We start from the raw sequence: 16736 nt of genomic DNA, 5'->3' as shown, positions 1-16736 counted from the left end.
GATTTCCCCCTACGGATCGGCGAAAACCTGCCGAAATTAACCTCTAACTTCAGTCTGAGACCTGACCCGGCGCAGGCATATCCTCGGTTAGTGGCCAGTAGAAGTCCGGCGGCAATCCTGCCTCGGCGCGCTTCTCTTCGTTAAAGGGCGGTTTCAAGGCACCGTGGAAATAGCGCCGAACCAATTGGTGGAAGACGTCCTTGGGGTCGGCGTTTTCGCGTCCGCACAGAAAATGAAACCACTTGGAGCCATAGGCGACGTGGCCAACCTCTTCTGCATAGATCACCTCGAGCGCGGCGATGGCCTGTTCGGCCTTTGCCTTGCGAAAGATGTCGATCATGCCGGGTGTAACGTCCAACCCGCGTGCCTCCAGCACCATGGGAACCACCGCAAGGCGGCCCATCAGATCCTCGGCGGTGTCTTCGGCAGCGCGCCACATGCCTGCGTGGGCGGGCAGGGCGCCGTAAAAGCTGTCCATCTGTTCAAGGCAGTCGCAGACCATCTCAAAATGGCGCGATTCTTCTTCTGCGCATTTGACCCAGTCATCATAAAAACCGATCGGCATGGGCACGTGACCAAAGCGGGCAATGATGTCCCAATGCAAATCCACCGCGTTCAGCTCTATATGCGCAACGGCGTGCAAAAGCGCGATCCGCCCGGCATCGGACCCCGGTTTGCGCTTTGGCACTTCGCGCGGTGAGAGCAGCTCGGGCTTTTCAGGGCGTGCAGGGGTCAAAGGCGGGGTGGCGGTGCCGATTTCAATCGCTTCAGCCTCGCCCTTGCGCGACGCGAACCAAGCGGCGGCATGGCGTTTGGACAGGGCGGTTTTCTCCCGCCCGTCCGCTGTTGTCAGAACCTCGGTTGCCATCTGGGTCAGTGTTTTGGGCACTGGTACGCTCCACCTTGTCGTATCGAGGTTGGGGATAGACCGGATGGCGCTCGAGGTCGAGGGGGGCTACATCGCCTTAACGGCTTCAAGCACTGCATCCACGTGGCCCGGCACTTTGACCTTGCGCCAGACCTGTGCGATGCGGCCCTCGGCGTCGATCAGGAAGGTCGAGCGTTCGATGCCCATGGATTTGCGGCCATACATGTTTTTCTCGACCCAGACGCCGTAATCCTCGCAGACGGTCGAGTTTTCATCCGACAGCAAAGGCGTAGTCAGGTCGTGTTTGGCGACGAAGTTGTCATGTTTGGCCACGCTGTCGCGCGAGATGCCGAAGACCTGAGCGCCTGCATCGGCAAAGGCCTGAAGCTGCTCTGAAAAACCGATGGATTCCTTGGTGCAGCCCGGCGTATCATCGCGGGGATAAAAGAATAAAACGACGGCACTGCCGCGCAGATCCGCGAGGGATACCTCACCGCCGCCGTCTCGGGGAAGGGTGAAATCAGGGGCCATGTCTGAAACGTCGGGCATTGGAAACTCCGCTAAAGGTTTTTAAACGCTGCCCGATATCATAGGGCAACGCGGACGGGTTGAAAGGCGTGGAACGCAAATTGGTGCAGCAGGATCAGGACAATAGCGAAGAGGTCGGCCAACCGAAACGCCGCCGCTCGCGCCGTCGGACGGCGGGCATCTGGACGTTGCGCGGCGTTGTTTTGCTGGTCGTTCTGGCTGTGGTCACGGGGTTCATGGTGCTGGGCCAGCGTATGCACGCCCCGGCCTGGCTGCGCAGTAACGTTGAGGCTCGGCTGGAGGAAAATCTGGGCGGCCTCCAGATCCGCTTTGGCGATGTCAGCTTTATCATTCACGAAGGCTGGCGGCCCCGTTTGCGTCTGACGGATGTGTCCATCAGTGATCAGGCCGGACAACAGATCGCCCAAGTGTCGGATATGCGGGCCAGTCTGGCGATGCGGCCCTTGCTGCGCGGTCATGTGAGGCCCAAGCGGATCAAACTCAGCGGAGCGCAGATCGCCCTGACCCGAGGTGAGGATGGCGCGCTGACGCTGACAGTGGGCACCGGCAGCGCGCCGGTGCAAAGCGCATCAAACCTGGCCGAATTGATCGAGGCCGGGGATGAGGTGTTCCTGTCTCCGGTCCTGTCTGCGCTGACATCGGTGCAGTTGGATGCGATCACGCTGGACTATCGCGATCTGCGGCTTGGGCGGTCTTGGATTCTGGACGGCGGCCATATTCAGCTCACCCGCAATGACGATGACATGCGGTTGGCCACCGGGTTCTCGGTCCTGTCCGGGCGCGATTATGTCAGCCAGATCGAGGCCAATTATACCAGCATCCTGGGAACGCCCGAGGCGCGTTTTGGTGTCACGATCACCGACCTTCCGGCCGAGGATATCTACGGCCAAAGCCCGGCGTTGGCGTGGTTGCAGGTTCTGAAAACGCCGATCTCGGGCGCGGTGCGAGGCAGTGTGGATGGCTCAGGGGCGTTTGGCCCTGTTTTCGCAACGCTCAATCTGGGGGCCGGGGCGGTGCAGCCGAATCCAGAGACACGTGCCATCCCGTTCGACTCCGCGCGCACCTACTTCACCTATGATCCCAACCGGCAGGAGTTGGACTTCAACGAGGTCTCGATCGATTCCGCCTGGGGATCGGTGCAGGCCGCGGGCAAAGCCTATCTGCAAGGGGTGGAAAACGGGACGCTCGACAGTCTGGATGGGCAGTGGAGCCTGACGGGGATCAACGTCAACCCGGCCAAACTCTTCCCCGAGCCGCTGAATCTGACGCGGGCCGACCTAGACGTTCAGATGAAATTTGCCCCGTTCCGGTTGCGCGTCGGCCAGATGACGATCGAGGATGGTGGCCACCGCGTGAGGACCTCGGGTCTGTTGGTCGGGCTGGCCGATGGCTGGTCGGCCGATCTGGATGCGCATCTGAACCAAATGGGTTCCGAAGATGTCCTAAACTATTGGCCCGAGCGTTTGGCGCCAAAGCCGCGGGAATGGGTGACTAAGAACCTCTCCAAGGGCGCCTTGTCGGATATGGATTTCGCGCTGCGCCTGCGGCCCGGTAACAAACCCGACATCTATCTGGATTTCGGGTTCGAGGATGCCACCATCCGTTTCGCCAAGACCCTGCCTCCTGTCGAAGGCGCGCAGGGGCAGGCCAGTCTGATTGATGATCGCTTCACCGCAACGGCGCAGCAGGGTCTGGTGATGGCCGATCAGGGCGGGGCCGTGGATGTGTCGGGAACGTCCTTCATCATTCCCGATGCCGAAATCAAAAAAAATACGCCGGGTATTGCAAGGATAAGTGCGACGGGGGGTGTCACTGCCGCGCTATCCCTACTGGATCGCCCGCCTCTCAGCCTGCTCAGCAAGGCAGGACTGCCGGTCGATATGGCCGAGGGGAATGTTGCGCTTTCGGGCACGTTGTCCTTACCGCTGATCAAGGGCCTCAAGTTTCAGGACACCCAGTTTCACTTTACCGGCACTCTTGGAGACTTGAGGAGCAACCGTCTGGTGCCGGGATTCTCCGTCAGCGCACCGATGCTAGAGTTGTCCGGAGACCAGACCGGCGTGCAGATCGAAGGGCAGGGCCTGTTCGGCGATGTGCCCGTGCAGGCCAAATGGCAGCAGCCGATTGACGGCGAAACGGCTCAACGCAGCACCGTGACGGGGCAAATCGAGCTGTCTCAGCGTCTGATGGCCGAATTGAAGGCCGGGTTGCCGCAAAGCTTCCTCAGCGGGTCCGGCACGGCTGATTTTACGTTGGGCATCGGTGCAGGCGCGCCGCCGCAACTGTCCGCCTCATCAGATCTGGTGGGCGTCACACTGGCTATCCCCGAGCTGGGATGGCGCAAGCCCGCGTCGACCAGCGGCACGCTTACTGCTGATGTAACACTGGGCCATGGGTTGAAGGTTGATGCCCTGAACCTTCAAGCGGCGGGGTTGCGGACCGCAGCGTCGATCACCTTTCGGGACGGGGATTTTGACCGAGTTTCCTTCAGTTCCTTCGATCTGGACAACTGGCTGGCTGTACCGGCCGAGCTGATCGGGCGGGGCAATGCCGCACCTGACATTCGCGTTCTCGGCGGGGCGCTGAACCTGGGCCGCGCCACATTCGGCGGGTCTGAGGGTGGCGGTGGCGGGTCGGGCGCTGGCCCGAATCTCGACGTGACGCTCGACCGTCTGCAAGTCACCGAGAGCGTGGCTCTGACCGGCTTTAAAGGCGCGTTTCAAACGACCAGAGGGGTCAACGGTACATTCAACGCCCGCGTCAACGGAGGGGCTGCGGTGCAAGGCCGCCTCACGCCACGAGGCGTGCGCAGTGCAGTATCGTTGACCTCGATTGATGCGGGCGCTGTCTTGCGTTCTACAGGTTTGATGACACAGGCACGGGGCGGAACGCTGGACGTCCAGCTAGAGCCTGTCGCGACGGTTGGCAACTATGACGTGATCCTGAAAATTGCCAGCACCCGTATTCATGATGCGCCCGCAATGGCGGCGTTGCTGAATGCAATCAGTCTGGTCGGGCTGTTGGACGAAATGGCCGGGCAAGGCATCTTTTTCGCTTCAATCGACAGCCGAATGCGGATCACTCCGACCGAGGTTAAAATTCTGAGCGGCAGTGCGGTCGGACCGTCCATGGGCCTGTCTTTTGATGGAACGGTGGATACGGTTTCCGGAACGCTGGACCTGCGGGGGGCCATTTCTCCGATCTACCTTTTGAATGCGGTGGGCAGCGTCTTCACCAAGAAGGGCGAAGGGGTCATCGGGTTCAACTACAGGCTTACGGGGCCGTTGACGGATCCCAAGGTCTCAGTCAACCCTCTCTCGGGCCTCGCGCCGCTGTTCTTGCGCAACCTGCTGCGCCCGGCGGCCCCGACGGTTTCGGACGGGCCCAATGCTCGACCGCGCAAGCCGGACGAACCCAACCGGACGTACGGTACGCCGAACTACGACCGCTAGAGGATATGGCCGAATCTCTTGCGGCCTTGTATGGCGCGGCCATGAAACTCAGCGATTTTGATTTCCACCTGCCCGAAGACCTGATTGCGACTCGCCCCGCCAACCCGCGCTCGTCTGCGCGTTTGCTGGTGGCCGAGCGCGAGGCGATCTCGGACAGCCATGTGTTCGATCTGCCCAACTGGCTGCGCCCCGGCGATCGGCTTGTGTTGAACGATACGCGCGTGATCCCGGCAAGGCTCAGCGGGCGGCGGCACCGCGACAGCGCGCAGGGGCCGGTTTCCGCTGCGATCGAGGCGACGTTGCTGGAGCCTCAGGCGGATGGATCCTGGACCGCGCTGATCAAGCCGCTGAAAAAGGTCAAACCGAGCGAAGAGATCGTGTTCTCTGACGATCTCAGCGCGACGCTGGACCGGGTAGAGGACGGGCAGGCCTATCTGCAGTTCAACCTCAGTGCTGAGGATTTTGACGCTGCCCTCGAACAGGCCGGTGCGATGCCCTTGCCACCCTACATCGCCGCCAAACGTCCAGCGGATGAGCAGGACAAGACGGATTACCAAACCATCTGGGCGCGCAACTCGGGCGCTGTGGCCGCACCAACCGCGTCGCTGCATTTCGATAGTGCGTTGATGGCCGCGCTGGCAGAGCGTGGGGTGGAATTCAGCCACGTGACCCTGCATGTGGGCGCGGGAACCTTTCTGCCGGTCAAGGTTGAGGACGTGACAACCCACAAGATGCATGCCGAATGGGGCCGGGTCAGCCAGCAGGCCGCTGATGAGATCCGCGCCACCAAGACGGCAGGCGGCCGGGTGGTCCCGGTCGGTACAACCGCGCTGCGCCTGATCGAAAGCGCCGCGCGTAGCGGGCGGATTGCACCTTGGGAAGGGGAAACCGACATCTTCATCTATCCGGGCTTTCAGTTCCACGTGACGGACGCACTGATGACCAACTTCCACCTGCCCAAGTCGACCCTGCTGATGCTGGTTTCGGCGCTGATGGGGCAGGAGCGTATGCGGTCCGTCTATGCCCATGCGATTGAACAGAAATATCGCTTCTTCTCGTATGGGGATTCGTCCCTTCTGATCCCCTAAAATCCTCAGCCGCGACACTGTCAGACAGGGAATGTCGTAGACAGGCGCGATCTGCATTTGTTTTGATCACATAACGACTCGCAATTCAGCTTGGCACATCCCGGAGGCCCAAATGATTCAGGTTCTGTCCACCGCTTGGGCGCTTCTTCTCGGTATGGGATTGCTGATGGTCGGCAACGGCCTGCAAGGTACGATTCTGGGTGTTCGAGGTGAAATCGAAGGTTTCTCGACCCTGGAGATGTCCTTTGTGATGTCGGCCTATTTCATGGGGTTTCTGGGCGGATCGCGCCTCGCGCCTGAGATGATCCGCAGGGTTGGCCATGTGCGTGTCTTTGCAGCCCTGGCCTCGTTCATTTCCGCGGTCATGATCATGTATCCGATGCTGACCGACCCGATCGCGTGGTTCCTGGGACGTGCCGTGATCGGCTTCTGTTTCTCGGGCGTGTACGTGACCGCTGAAAGCTGGCTCAACAACGCGGCCAGTAATGAGAACCGGGGGCAGGCACTGTCGCTCTATATGATTGTGCAGATGCTGGGGATCATTTCGGCTCAGGGATTGGTCTTGCTGGGCGATCCCGCAGGGTATGAGACGTTTGTGATCGCGTCGATCCTCGTTTCCGTCTCGTTCGCGCCGATCCTTTTGTCGATTTCTCCGACCCCCGCATTCGACACCACCAAACCCATGACCCTGCGCGAGCTGATGGGCAAATCCCCCTTGGGCTGTGTCGGTATGTTTCTGTTGGGCGGGGTGTTCTCGGCGCAGTTCGGCATGGCGGCGGTCTATGGCGCGCGCGCCGGGTTGAGCCTGATCGAGATTTCGACCTTCGTGGCCGCCTTCTACATCGGCGCTATCGTGCTGCAATACCCGCTGGGATGGTTCTCGGACCGAATGGATCGGCGTTTCCTGATCCTGCTGGCGGCAGCCATAGGCGGTGCCAGTGCCGTAGCTGGCATGCTACTCGGGGTGAATTTCCCGATCCTGCTGGTAACCGCTTTCTTTATTGGCGGTATGTCAAACCCGCTCTATTCCCTGCTGATCGCCCATACGAACGATTTTCTGGATCGCGAGGACATGGCCGCTGCATCTGGTGGTCTGCTTTTCATCAACGGCTTGGGCGCGATTGCTGGCCCGCTGATTACGGGTTGGTTGATGGGGGACGGGGTCTTTGGACCTCCGGGCTTTTTCCTGTTCATCGCGGCGTTGCTGTTCGCGATGGCTGGCTATGCAATGTATCGCATGACGCAGCGTGCGGCGATTCCTGTCGACGAAACCGGTACCATGTCGCCTCTGTACCCGTCCGCATCCCCCGTTGCGCTTGAGGTGGCCCAGGAAGTGGCCATCGAAGCCGCCGAGGCCGAGGAAGACGCACAAGATGTTTCCGCTAACGCCTAAATATGTCCGAAATGTAGTAATATTTTACTGTCACAAATCTGTAAAACAGCCTTAAATGACCTTACGTCCCTGGGGAGGGCAACACACGGAGTTAAGGGCAATGGTTGGTCCTGAAGACGTATTGAGTTTTTGGTTGGATGAGGTCGGCCCCAAGGGGTGGTACATGCAGGACGACGCGCTGGATCAGCAGATCCGCGACCGTTTCCTGACCACTTGGGAAGCCGCGGCAGAGGGCAAGTTTTCGCTCTGGCTGACATATCCCAGCGGGTCGCTGGCCTATATCATCCTAACAGACCAATTCCCGCGCAACATGTTCCGCGGCGAGGCACGGGCTTTTTCGTCGGATCGGGCGGCTCTGGCCGCTGCGAAATGCGCGGTGGACAAGGGCTGGGATCTGAAAATCGACGAACCCGCGCGGCAGTTCTTTTATCTGCCGATGATGCATTCCGAGAACCTGTGTGATCAGGAGCGCTGTGTGCGTTTGATTTGCCAGAACCTCAGCAGCGAGGATTCCAGCAACCTGCTGCACGCGCGCGCGCATCGTGAAGTAATCCGGAAATTTGGACGCTTCCCCTATCGGAATGAGGCCCTTTCACGCACACCAACCGTGCATGAGACCGCCTATGTCGACATGGGCGGCTATGGCTCTACCGTGCGTGAGTTGCAAGCAGCTGGTTAACTTTCGGGCCCGCATCCACGGATAGCAATGATCCGGTCGGCTACCACGTCGGCCGAGGTCTCAATTGCATGGTCAATTAATTGGCCAGGTGAATCCGCCAACTCTGCAAACCGGGTCTGAACGGTCTGCAGCTTGGTTTCTATCGTTTCCAGCTTGTCTAGCGTATTGGACATTCGCAGAGAAACGACGGTGTTGCTCACCAGACCGTCCTCTTGAATGCGCGCCAAATCACTGCGCAGCCCTGAAAGTTGTTCGCGAATACCCTGCGCCTCGTCACGCAACGGGGCGACAACTTGCAGCTTTTCCGACAGACCCGAGGTGACGTCCTCCACCGTCGAAGCCAGTTTCCAGCCCAAAAACAGGCAAAGCGCCACTAGGATCAGCGTTGCATTCAGAAGTGCAAGGAGAAGGTCTTTGAGGGTCTTGGCCATGATAAGTCTTTCGAATGCTTTGTGAATATAAGACGGGTGGAGGCCCCGACTGTTCTTTTCTAGCCTTTGAAAAAGCTTGGGTATAGGCTGAAAGCTGCACGTATCGACCATAACATACCGGCGTCGCTTTTGTCGCGGTATGTCTATATTGATGCGCTGTGAAAAATAGTTTAATGCTAAACTAAATTTCAAACCGACCTGGGCCGAGAGGGACACATGGCTGAAAAATCTTTTGATCTGATCGTAATCGGTGCTGGTCCGGGCGGCTATGTGGCCGCAATCCGCGCGGCGCAGCTGGGCCTCAAGACCGTCGTGGTCGAGCGGGAGCATCTGGGCGGCATTTGCCTGAACTGGGGCTGCATCCCAACCAAGGCAATGCTGCGCTCTTCGGAAGTCTTCCACCTGATGGAGCGCGCAAAGGACTTTGGTTTGACGGCAGACAAGTTCGGTTACGATCTGGACGCGGTGGTCAAACGCTCACGTGGCGTTGCCGGCCAGTTGTCGGGTGGGATCGGCCACTTGCTCAAGAAGAACAAAGTCAGTGTCGTGATGGGCGAGGCGACGATTACCGCAAAAGGCAAAGTCTCAGTCAAAACTGAGAAGGGCACCGAAGAGCTGACCGCCAAGAACATCGTCCTCGCCACCGGCGCGCGCGCACGTGAGCTTCCAGGGCTGGAAGCGGATGGCGATCTGGTCTGGACCTATAAACACGCACTTCAGCCGCCGCGGATGCCGAAGAAACTGCTCGTCATCGGCTCGGGCGCCATCGGGATTGAATTCGCCAGCTTCTACAACACGCTGGGCGCGGATACGACCGTGGTTGAAGTGATGGACCGCGTGCTTCCGGTTGAAGATGCCGAGATCAGCGCCTTCGCGAAGAAAGCCTTCACCAAGCAGGGTATGACCATAATGGAAAAGGCGATGGTCAAGCAGCTTGATCGCGGCAAGGGTAAGGTCACCGCGCATATCGAGGTCAAAGGTAAGGTCGAGAAGCACGAGTTCGACACGGTAATCTCGGCCGTTGGCATTGTCGGCAATGTCGAGAATCTGGGACTGGAAGCAATCGGCGTGAAAATCGACCGTACTCATGTTGTGACGGATGAGTTCTGCCGCACCGGCGTTGATGGTCTCTATGCAATTGGAGATATCGCCGGCGCGCCTTGGTTGGCTCATAAAGCCAGCCACGAAGGCGTCATGGTAGCAGACCTGATCGCAGGTAAACACGCGCATCCGGTCAAACCCGAAAGCATCGCAGGTTGCACCTATTGTCATCCGCAGGTGGCATCGGTCGGCTATACCGAAGCCAAAGCTAAAGAGCTTGGCTACGACATCAAGGTGGGCCGCTTCCCGTTCATCGGGAACGGTAAGGCGATAGCGCTTGGAGAGCCTGAGGGCATGATCAAGACGATCTTCGACGCCAAGACCGGCGAGCTGCTGGGCGCACATATGATTGGCGCAGAAGTGACCGAGATGATTCAGGGCTACGTGGTCGGTCGTCAATTGGAGACGACGGAAGAAGACCTGATGAACACCGTCTTCCCGCATCCGACACTGTCAGAAATGATGCATGAAAGTGTTCTGGATGCGTATGATCGCGTGATCCATATGTAAAGGGTTAGGGGGCTCTGCCCCCGCGGCGGCAAGCCGCGACTCCCCCGGGAAAATTACAGCCAGATGAAGCATGGGATCCGTCCTTCATCTGGCCGAAAATACCTCGGAGCGCGAGGCAGAGTCTCGCAAAAGACTTCTACGAATTCAAAGCATCGAGAATGCGGGCCCAAGAGCGGATGCCCTTGTGGAAACTTTTGACATCGTATTTCTCGTTCGGAGAGTGGATGGCATCGTCGTCATTGGCGTAACCCACCAGCATCGAATCCAGGCCCAGAACGGTGTCGAAATAACCAACGACCGGGATTGAGCCGCCCATTCCGGTGAACACGGCCTCGCGGCCCCATTCGTCAGACAGCGCAGCGCGGGCCGCTTCGAATTCAGGGCGATCCAGGTTCATGACCGAGGCTGGTGACCCTTCGAGGTCATTGTCCCATACAACTTTGGCATCCGGGGACAGGTGCTCTTCTACGTGTTTGCGGATTTTGTCGCGCAAGGCGTCTGGGTCCATGTCGCCGACAAGGCGGCAGGTGATTTTGCAGTGAGCTTCCGACGGAATCACCGTTTTAGATCCGGCACCATTGTAGCCGCCCCAAAGGCCGTTGACCTCAAGTGTGGGGCGTGCCCATTGCTGTTCCAGCGTGGAATAGCCTTTTTCACCATGCGGTTGGCTATATCCCACAGAGTTCAGGTACTCTGCTTCGTCGAAACCGCAGTTTTCCCACTGGCGCAGTTGATCTGCCGGGACCTCGTGAACGCCTTCGTAGAAACCTACGACAGCGACCCGTCCGGTCTCATCGTCATAGAAGGAAGCCACGATCTTGGACAATTCGCGCAGCGGGTTCAGGCCGGGGCCGCCGTAGTGGCCGGAATGCAGGTCGATGCGGGGGCCGACGATGGTGAACTCATCCTTCAGCATGCCGCGCAGTTGCGACGCGATAGAAGGCACTCCGCGTGACACCATCGAGGTGTCGCAAACCAAGGCCAGATCGGCCTGCAATTCGTCTTTATTCGCTTCGAGGAACGGAACCAGCGAGGGCGAGCCTGATTCCTCTTCACCTTCGAAGAAAAAGGTGATGCGGCAGGGCAGGGTGCCGTGGACGGCTTTCCAGGCGCGGCAGGCTTCGACAAAGGTCATCAGCTGGCCCTTGTCGTCGGACGATCCACGGCCACGGATGACGGGTCCGTTTTCGGTCTCCTCGATGGCGGGGTCGAACGGATCGCGGTTCCACAGGTTCAGAGGGTCGACGGGTTGCACATCATAGTGCCCATAGAACAGCACATGCGGGCCTTCGCTGCCCTCACCTACATGACCCACGACCATAGGGTGGCCGGGTGTTTCGCGCTTTTCTGCTGCGATCCCAATGCTCTGGAGGTCTGAGACAAGCCAGTCGGCAGCCTTGTCGACTTCGGCTTTGTAAGCGGGATCGGTTGAGATCGATTGGATGCGCAACAGCTCCATCAGGCGGTCGATCGAGGTTTGCAGATCAGAATCGATCCGGCTCAGCACGGCGTCTAGCGACATAACAGGGCTCCTGCTTGGGAATGATTTGCGCGAACCCTATCAGTGTTGGCGCTGCCGTCCAGAGCAGAGTGCGCAGCACCGCCCAGTTGCGAGCGGCCGACGTTAAGCTTCTGTACCTGCGTCGTTTCCCCGCGTCTTTTAGACGTAAGTTTACTTGCTGCCCGGCTATGAAGCTTATATTTGATGCAAATCAAAGTTGGGTTCTAACGGGCGGCTTTAATAAGGTGGAACGTGCGAACACAAAGCTGCTTTTAGGGGCGATGCCCTTTCGGGTGGCGGAATACAGGCTTTGGGTGAGGGGTTTGCCCGAGGCGATCAAGGAGGGTCCGTTGGACTATACTGCTCAGCTCGATTCAGCGATTGCCAGGCTGCATGACGAAGGACGTTACCGGACCTTTATCGATATCGAACGCCGCAACGGGCACTTCCCGCATGCCGTTCGGACCCGTCCCGATGGAACGCAACAGAACATTACCGTATGGTGCGGCAACGACTATCTTGGCATGGGCCAGCACCCGGTTGTCCTGAACGCAATGCACGAAGCCGTCGATGCGGCCGGTGCCGGTTCGGGCGGAACGCGCAACATCTCGGGCACGACTGTATATCACAAGCGTCTTGAGGCTGAGCTGGCCGATCTGCATGGCAAAGAGTCCGCTCTGCTGTTCACCAGCGCCTATATCGCCAATGACGCGACGCTTTCGACTCTGCCGAAACTGTTCCCCGGTCTGATCATCTATTCGGACGCGCTGAACCATGCCTCGATGATCGAAGGCGTGCGGCGCAATGGCGGCGCCAAGCGCATCTTCCGCCACAATGACGTCGCCCACCTGCGTGAGCTGCTTGAGGCTGACGACCCCAAAGCCCCCAAGCTGATCGCATTTGAGTCGGTCTACTCCATGGACGGCGATTTTGGCCCGATCGAAGAGATTTGCGATCTGGCCGATGAATTCGGAGCGTTGACCTATATCGACGAAGTCCACGCGGTTGGCATGTACGGCCCGCGCGGCGGTGGTGTGACGGAACGTGATCGTTTGGCGCATCGCATCGACATCATCAATGGCACTCTGGCCAAAGCCTATGGCGTGATGGGAGGCTATATCGCCGCCAGCGAAAAGATGTGTGACGCCGTGCGTTCCTACGCTCCGGGGTTCATCTTTACCACCTCTCTGCCGCCGGCTGTTGCGGCTGGTGCGGCGGCCTCGGTCGCGCATCTGAAAGTGACGCCGGAACTGCGTGAGCAGCATCAGACCCAGGCAAAGATTCTGAAGCTGCGCCTGAAAGGCTTGGGCCTGCCGCTGATCGACCATGGCAGCCATATCGTGCCTGTTATCGTCGGTAACCCAGTCCATACCAAAATCCTGAGCGACCGGTTGCTGGACGATCACGGTATCTATGTGCAGCCGATCAATTTCCCGACGGTTCCACGTGGTACAGAGCGCCTGCGCTTCACCCCATCTCCGGTCCATGGACCAGGTGAGATGAACCGTCTGGTTCAGGCGATGGACGAACTTTGGTCACATTGTGCGCTAAATCGCGCCGAACTTGCCGGTTAACCTCACGCTAAAGTGTGCAACGTGTTTGCCGCGTGTTAAGCTTACGCTAACAAAATAAGTGGACGAATCGTTATGGGGACGATTCGCCATTAGCGTGAAACACGCGACGGGCAAAATGGGGCGGCAGGAATGATTGGGCGCAGATCACAGCGCGATTCCGAAGAAGGTTTAGAAGTCAGACCGAAGGGGTTTGACGACTACGAAGTACGGCTTGGTGATCAGATGCGCGGCGAACGCGCCACCATGGGCAAATCCCTTCTGGATGTTCAGCGCGAGCTGCGGATCAAAGCCAACTACATCGCTGCCATTGAAAACGCCGATCCTGATGCATTCGATACACCCGGCTTCATCGCCGGGTATGTGCGTTCTTACGCCCGGTATCTAGGCATGAACCCGGATGAGACCTTTGCCGCTTTCTGCAAGGAGAGCGGCTTTGAGGTCGCGCATGGCATGTCCGCCGAAGCATCCGTTGTTCGCAAACCGACCGGAGATCTTCCGGCCCGTGGCCCGATGGGGCGGGATCCGTTTGTGTCTCCGAACACCCCGTATATCCCTGGCAAAGAATCCTTCGTCAGTCAGGTTGAACCACGCGCGATTGGCTCGTCACTGGTCTTGCTGGCCGTCATTGGCGGTATTGGCTATGGCGGCTGGGCCGTGTTGAACAAGATCCAGCAGGTGCAGGTCAGCCCGGTTGAGCAAGCCCCCGTGGTTCTGTCGGATCTCGACCCCCTTGATGCGGCGCGTAGCACTGAGACCGTCGAGACCGCTTCGACCGAAGCGCTGGATCGCCTCTATCGCCCGCAAGCGCTGGATGTTCCGGTGATGGTCGCGCGGGATGCTCCAATTTCCACGCTTGACCCGCGGACCGTTGGCACATTCCGCCCGCCGGAACTGCCCGAGGTTCAGGTGGCCGAATTGCACACAGTTGAACGCCCAGCCCTGCCGCAGGTGGTCGAGCAGTTGGATACGACGTTGAAGATTGTTGCCGTGAACCCTGCTTGGATGCGTGTCACCGCCGCCGATGGCAGCGTGATCTTCGAAGGTACGCTCGGCACGGTAGAACAGGGCAGCGTGTTCGAAGTGCCCCTGACCGAAGAACCTCCGCTGTTGAGGGCGGGGGCATCGGGTTCTGTGTTCTTTTCGATGAATGGTGAACATTTCGGACCGGTCGGTGCGCCGGGTACAGTGGCGAAAGGCGTCGTCCTATCCAAGGACGCAGTGGCTGAGACTTATGCCGTCGCCGATCTTGAGGCTGAACAGAACAGTGCCCTCAAGCAATTAGTAGCCGAGCTTCAGACGCAAGCAGCGGGCGATCCTGCCGAATAGTCTTGCCATTGCTCAACTGCGGTTGCCGAACTATCTATGAGGCAACCTAGGCTAGATGCGGACCACTCTTCATGTCGCTCAACCACGTACGTCCCTGGCGCGATATCTACCGCCGCAAATCCCGTCAGATCATGGTCGGCAACGTGCCGGTCGGAGGCGATGCTCCAATTGCCGTGCAAACCATGACCAACACTCTGACCACCGACGTGGCGGCAACGGTCGCGCAGGTTCAGGCCGCTGCTGAGGCCGGGGCCGATATCGTGCGAGTCTCTGTCCCGGATGAGGATTCCGCCAAGGCACTGAAAGAGATCGTGCGCGAAAGCCCGGTGCCCATCGTGGCCGACATTCACTTTCATTACCGCCGTGGCATCGAGGCCGCTGAGGCCGGCGTCGCTTGCCTGCGGATCAATCCGGGCAATATCGGCAACGAACAGCGCGTGAAAGAGGTCATCAAGGCCGCAAGGGACCACAATTGCTCGATCCGGATCGGAGTGAATGCAGGCTCGTTAGAGCGGCACCTGCTTGAGAAATATGGCGAACCCTGTCCCGAAGCGATGGTCGAGAGCGGGTTGGAACATATCCGCATACTGCAGGACAATGATTTTCACGAATTCAAGATCAGCGTGAAGGCCAGCGATGTCTTCCTGTCCGCGGCGGCCTATCAGGGCATTGCCGAGGCCACCGATGCCCCCATTCACCTTGGCATCACCGAGGCCGGAGGGCTGGTCAGCGGCACTATCAAATCCGCCATCGGGCTAGGCAACCTGCTGTGGATGGGGATCGGAGATACGATCCGCGTCAGCCTGTCCGCCGACCCGGTCGAAGAGGTCAAGGTTGGCTTTGAAATTTTGAAATCTCTGGGCCTGCGCCATCGCGGCGTCAACATCATCTCATGCCCGTCCTGCGCGCGTCAGGGATTTGACGTGATCAAAACCGTCGAGGCGCTGGAGCACCGCCTGGAACACATCAAAACGCCGATGTCCCTGTCGATCATAGGTTGCGTCGTCAACGGCCCGGGCGAGGCGCTGATGACCGATGTCGGCTTCACTGGCGGCGGAGCAGGGTTGGGCATGGTCTATCTGGCGGGCAAAGCGAGCCACAAGATGTCGAACGACCAGATGATCGACCACATCGTGGAAGAGGTCGAGAAAAAGGCCTCGGAACTGGATGCGGCGGAGAAGGCCGCTGAGTAGCTACACTGCGGGCATTTGCTGCGTCGCACAATGAATGCCTCCGCCCAATTCGCCCAGTATGTCGACATTTAATGAAACGACCTCGCGCCCAGGATAGTGACGCCCAAGGGCATCGCGCGCGATCCTGTCTGTTTCCCGATCTCCGAACTCGGCCATCACCACCGCACCGTTGCAGACATAGTAGTTTGCATATGAGGCGACGAATTCCGGGTCTTGAACACGACGTTTGAAAGGTTCGGGAATGACGTCGATCTGCAATCCTTCGTCCGCAAGCCGATCATGAGTGTCCAGTGCAGCGAGGTGAAACGGATCATCCATGTCGGGTTCATCTGGAAGGTTGATGAGAACGCGCCCCGGCCCTGTAAAGCGGGCTAGGCTATCAATATGGTAGTCGGTGATATCTTCGCCCAAGACACCTTCGGACCAAATGATGCGGTCAGCGCCATAAGCTGCCAGCAGACGGCTTTCGATTTCGGCGCGTGTCATGCCAGGATTGCGGTTTTCATTCACCCAAGAGCTTTCATGCGCCATGAGCAGCCCATGCCCATCCTGCTCGACCCCACCAGCCTCGCCTTGCAAACCGGTGGGTCGCAGAGTTAGGCCCAACCGATCCGCTACCCTGCTGGCTACTTTTGCATCGAGGGCGTGGAGTTGCTTTTGCCCCCAGCCATTGAATTGGATTTGGCTGATAGCCAATTTGCCCTGTCCGTCGACGACAAAGACCGGACCGGCATCGCGACACCAAAGGTCTTCGGTCGGGATATCCCACAGCTCGACCTGCGCAGAGAGCCTTTGGCGGGCGGCGTTGTGATGTTCTGCCGCGGCCAACATGGTTACAGGCTCAAAAGCCGAGATCGCGTTGGCAATGTCCGCGATTGTCTGTTGTACCAAGTCCAGAAATATGTGGTCGCGATAGACTTTGCGACTGCTGGGCCATTGCATGAAAGTGCGCTGATGAGGCATTTCCTCGGCCGGTACGTAGTAGCCAGAACGGGGCTGGGTCGAGGATTGATTTGGCAAACCCATAAGACCCAGCGCCCCTCCGGCAATCAAAAGCTGTCGACGATTCAC

General features: G+C 58.9%; 13 protein-coding genes. 8 read left to right on the top strand and 5 right to left on the bottom strand.

All coding sequences use genetic code 11. The features are described 5' to 3' along the window. Positions 1-49: 49 nt before the first annotated feature. Together ACR3FB_RS10115 and ACR3FB_RS10110 are read right to left on the bottom strand one after the other, a co-directional pair. Positions 50-868, bottom strand: coding sequence for a ferritin-like domain-containing protein (locus ACR3FB_RS10115; RefSeq protein ID WP_480564997.1), 819 nt, complete (start codon positions 866-868; stop codon positions 50-52). A gap of 87 nt (positions 869-955) precedes the next feature. Then, on the bottom strand, positions 956-1417 hold the full coding sequence (locus ACR3FB_RS10110) for a peroxiredoxin (RefSeq protein WP_480564099.1): 462 nt from the start codon (positions 1415-1417) through the stop codon (positions 956-958). Between the two features lie 68 nt (positions 1418-1485). Here ACR3FB_RS10110 and ACR3FB_RS10105 point away from each other — a divergent pair, with 68 nt between their 5' ends. From ACR3FB_RS10105 to ACR3FB_RS10090, 4 genes are all read left to right on the top strand, one after another. After that, the gene (locus ACR3FB_RS10105) at positions 1486-4869 is read left to right on the top strand and encodes a YhdP family protein (protein WP_480564102.1); all 3384 of its coding nucleotides are present in this window, start codon (positions 1486-1488) and stop codon (positions 4867-4869) included. Positions 4870-4910: 41 nt separating this feature from the next. After that, the gene (gene queA, locus ACR3FB_RS10100; protein WP_480564104.1) at positions 4911-5957 is read left to right on the top strand and encodes a tRNA preQ1(34) S-adenosylmethionine ribosyltransferase-isomerase QueA; all 1047 of its coding nucleotides are present in this window, start codon (positions 4911-4913) and stop codon (positions 5955-5957) included. Positions 5958-6069: 112 nt separating this feature from the next. After that, positions 6070-7350: an MFS transporter gene (locus tag ACR3FB_RS10095; protein WP_480564107.1), complete on the top strand. Its 1281-nt coding sequence runs from the start codon at positions 6070-6072 to the stop codon at positions 7348-7350. A gap of 100 nt (positions 7351-7450) precedes the next feature. After that, a complete protein-coding gene (locus ACR3FB_RS10090; RefSeq protein ID WP_480564110.1) occupies positions 7451-8029 on the top strand; it encodes a DUF924 family protein in 579 nt (192 codons plus the stop codon). Here the strand turns inward: ACR3FB_RS10090 and ACR3FB_RS10085 are convergent. After that, positions 8026-8460: a hypothetical protein gene (locus tag ACR3FB_RS10085; protein ID WP_480564113.1), complete on the bottom strand. Its 435-nt coding sequence runs from the start codon at positions 8458-8460 to the stop codon at positions 8026-8028. The genes ACR3FB_RS10090 and ACR3FB_RS10085 overlap by 4 nt on opposite strands. Before the next feature lie 216 nt (positions 8461-8676). Between ACR3FB_RS10085 and lpdA the strand changes: the two genes are divergently transcribed. Continuing rightward, complete coding sequence (gene lpdA / locus ACR3FB_RS10080) at positions 8677-10071, top strand: dihydrolipoyl dehydrogenase (RefSeq protein ID WP_480564116.1); 1395 nt, start codon at positions 8677-8679, stop codon at positions 10069-10071. 136 nt (positions 10072-10207) lie between these two features. On the opposite strand, the gene ACR3FB_RS10075 is transcribed toward lpdA, so the two are convergent. Then, positions 10208-11593: a dipeptidase gene (locus tag ACR3FB_RS10075; RefSeq protein WP_480564119.1), complete on the bottom strand. Its 1386-nt coding sequence runs from the start codon at positions 11591-11593 to the stop codon at positions 10208-10210. 329 nt (positions 11594-11922) lie between these two features. Between ACR3FB_RS10075 and hemA the strand changes: the two genes are divergently transcribed. The 3 genes from hemA (at position 11923) to ispG (ending at position 15665) form a co-directional block, all read left to right on the top strand. Continuing rightward, positions 11923-13146, top strand: a complete 1224-nt coding sequence (gene hemA, locus ACR3FB_RS10070) for a 5-aminolevulinate synthase (RefSeq protein WP_170660136.1) — start codon at positions 11923-11925, stop codon at positions 13144-13146. Between the two features lie 129 nt (positions 13147-13275). Continuing rightward, positions 13276-14472 carry a helix-turn-helix domain-containing protein gene (locus tag ACR3FB_RS10065; protein WP_480564122.1) on the top strand — a complete coding sequence of 399 codons (1197 nt, stop codon included), beginning with the start codon at positions 13276-13278 and terminating at the stop codon, positions 14470-14472. Between the two features lie 71 nt (positions 14473-14543). Beyond that, on the top strand, positions 14544-15665 hold the full coding sequence (ispG, locus tag ACR3FB_RS10060; protein WP_480564125.1) for a flavodoxin-dependent (E)-4-hydroxy-3-methylbut-2-enyl-diphosphate synthase: 1122 nt from the start codon (positions 14544-14546) through the stop codon (positions 15663-15665). Here ispG and ACR3FB_RS10055 read toward each other — a convergent pair whose 3' ends face one another. After that, positions 15666-16736, bottom strand: coding sequence for an agmatine deiminase family protein (locus tag ACR3FB_RS10055; RefSeq protein WP_480564128.1), 1071 nt, complete (start codon positions 16734-16736; stop codon positions 15666-15668).

This window comes from Ruegeria sp. AO1 (genome assembly GCF_056535985.1).
This window is presented reverse-complemented; position numbering and strand designations above follow the sequence as displayed.

What these genes read in the sequence shown, in the direction of transcription:
- ispG (WP_480564125.1), top strand. Translation starts at nt 14,544, where the DNA reads ATGTCGCTCAACCACGTACGTCCCTGGCGCGATATCTACCGCCGCAAA.
- ACR3FB_RS10065 (WP_480564122.1), top strand. Translation starts at nt 13,276, where the DNA reads ATGATTGGGCGCAGATCACAGCGCGATTCCGAAGAAGGTTTAGAAGTC.
- ACR3FB_RS10115 (WP_480564997.1), bottom strand. Translation starts at nt 868, where the DNA reads ATGGCAACCGAGGTTCTGACAACAGCGGACGGGCGGGAGAAAACCGCC.
- queA (WP_480564104.1), top strand. Translation starts at nt 4,911, where the DNA reads ATGAAACTCAGCGATTTTGATTTCCACCTGCCCGAAGACCTGATTGCG.
- ACR3FB_RS10085 (WP_480564113.1), bottom strand. Translation starts at nt 8,460, where the DNA reads ATGGCCAAGACCCTCAAAGACCTTCTCCTTGCACTTCTGAATGCAACG.
- ACR3FB_RS10090 (WP_480564110.1), top strand. Translation starts at nt 7,451, where the DNA reads ATGGTTGGTCCTGAAGACGTATTGAGTTTTTGGTTGGATGAGGTCGGC.
- ACR3FB_RS10075 (WP_480564119.1), bottom strand. Translation starts at nt 11,593, where the DNA reads ATGTCGCTAGACGCCGTGCTGAGCCGGATCGATTCTGATCTGCAAACC.
- ACR3FB_RS10095 (WP_480564107.1), top strand. Translation starts at nt 6,070, where the DNA reads ATGATTCAGGTTCTGTCCACCGCTTGGGCGCTTCTTCTCGGTATGGGA.
- lpdA (WP_480564116.1), top strand. Translation starts at nt 8,677, where the DNA reads ATGGCTGAAAAATCTTTTGATCTGATCGTAATCGGTGCTGGTCCGGGC.
- ACR3FB_RS10110 (WP_480564099.1), bottom strand. Translation starts at nt 1,417, where the DNA reads ATGCCCGACGTTTCAGACATGGCCCCTGATTTCACCCTTCCCCGAGAC.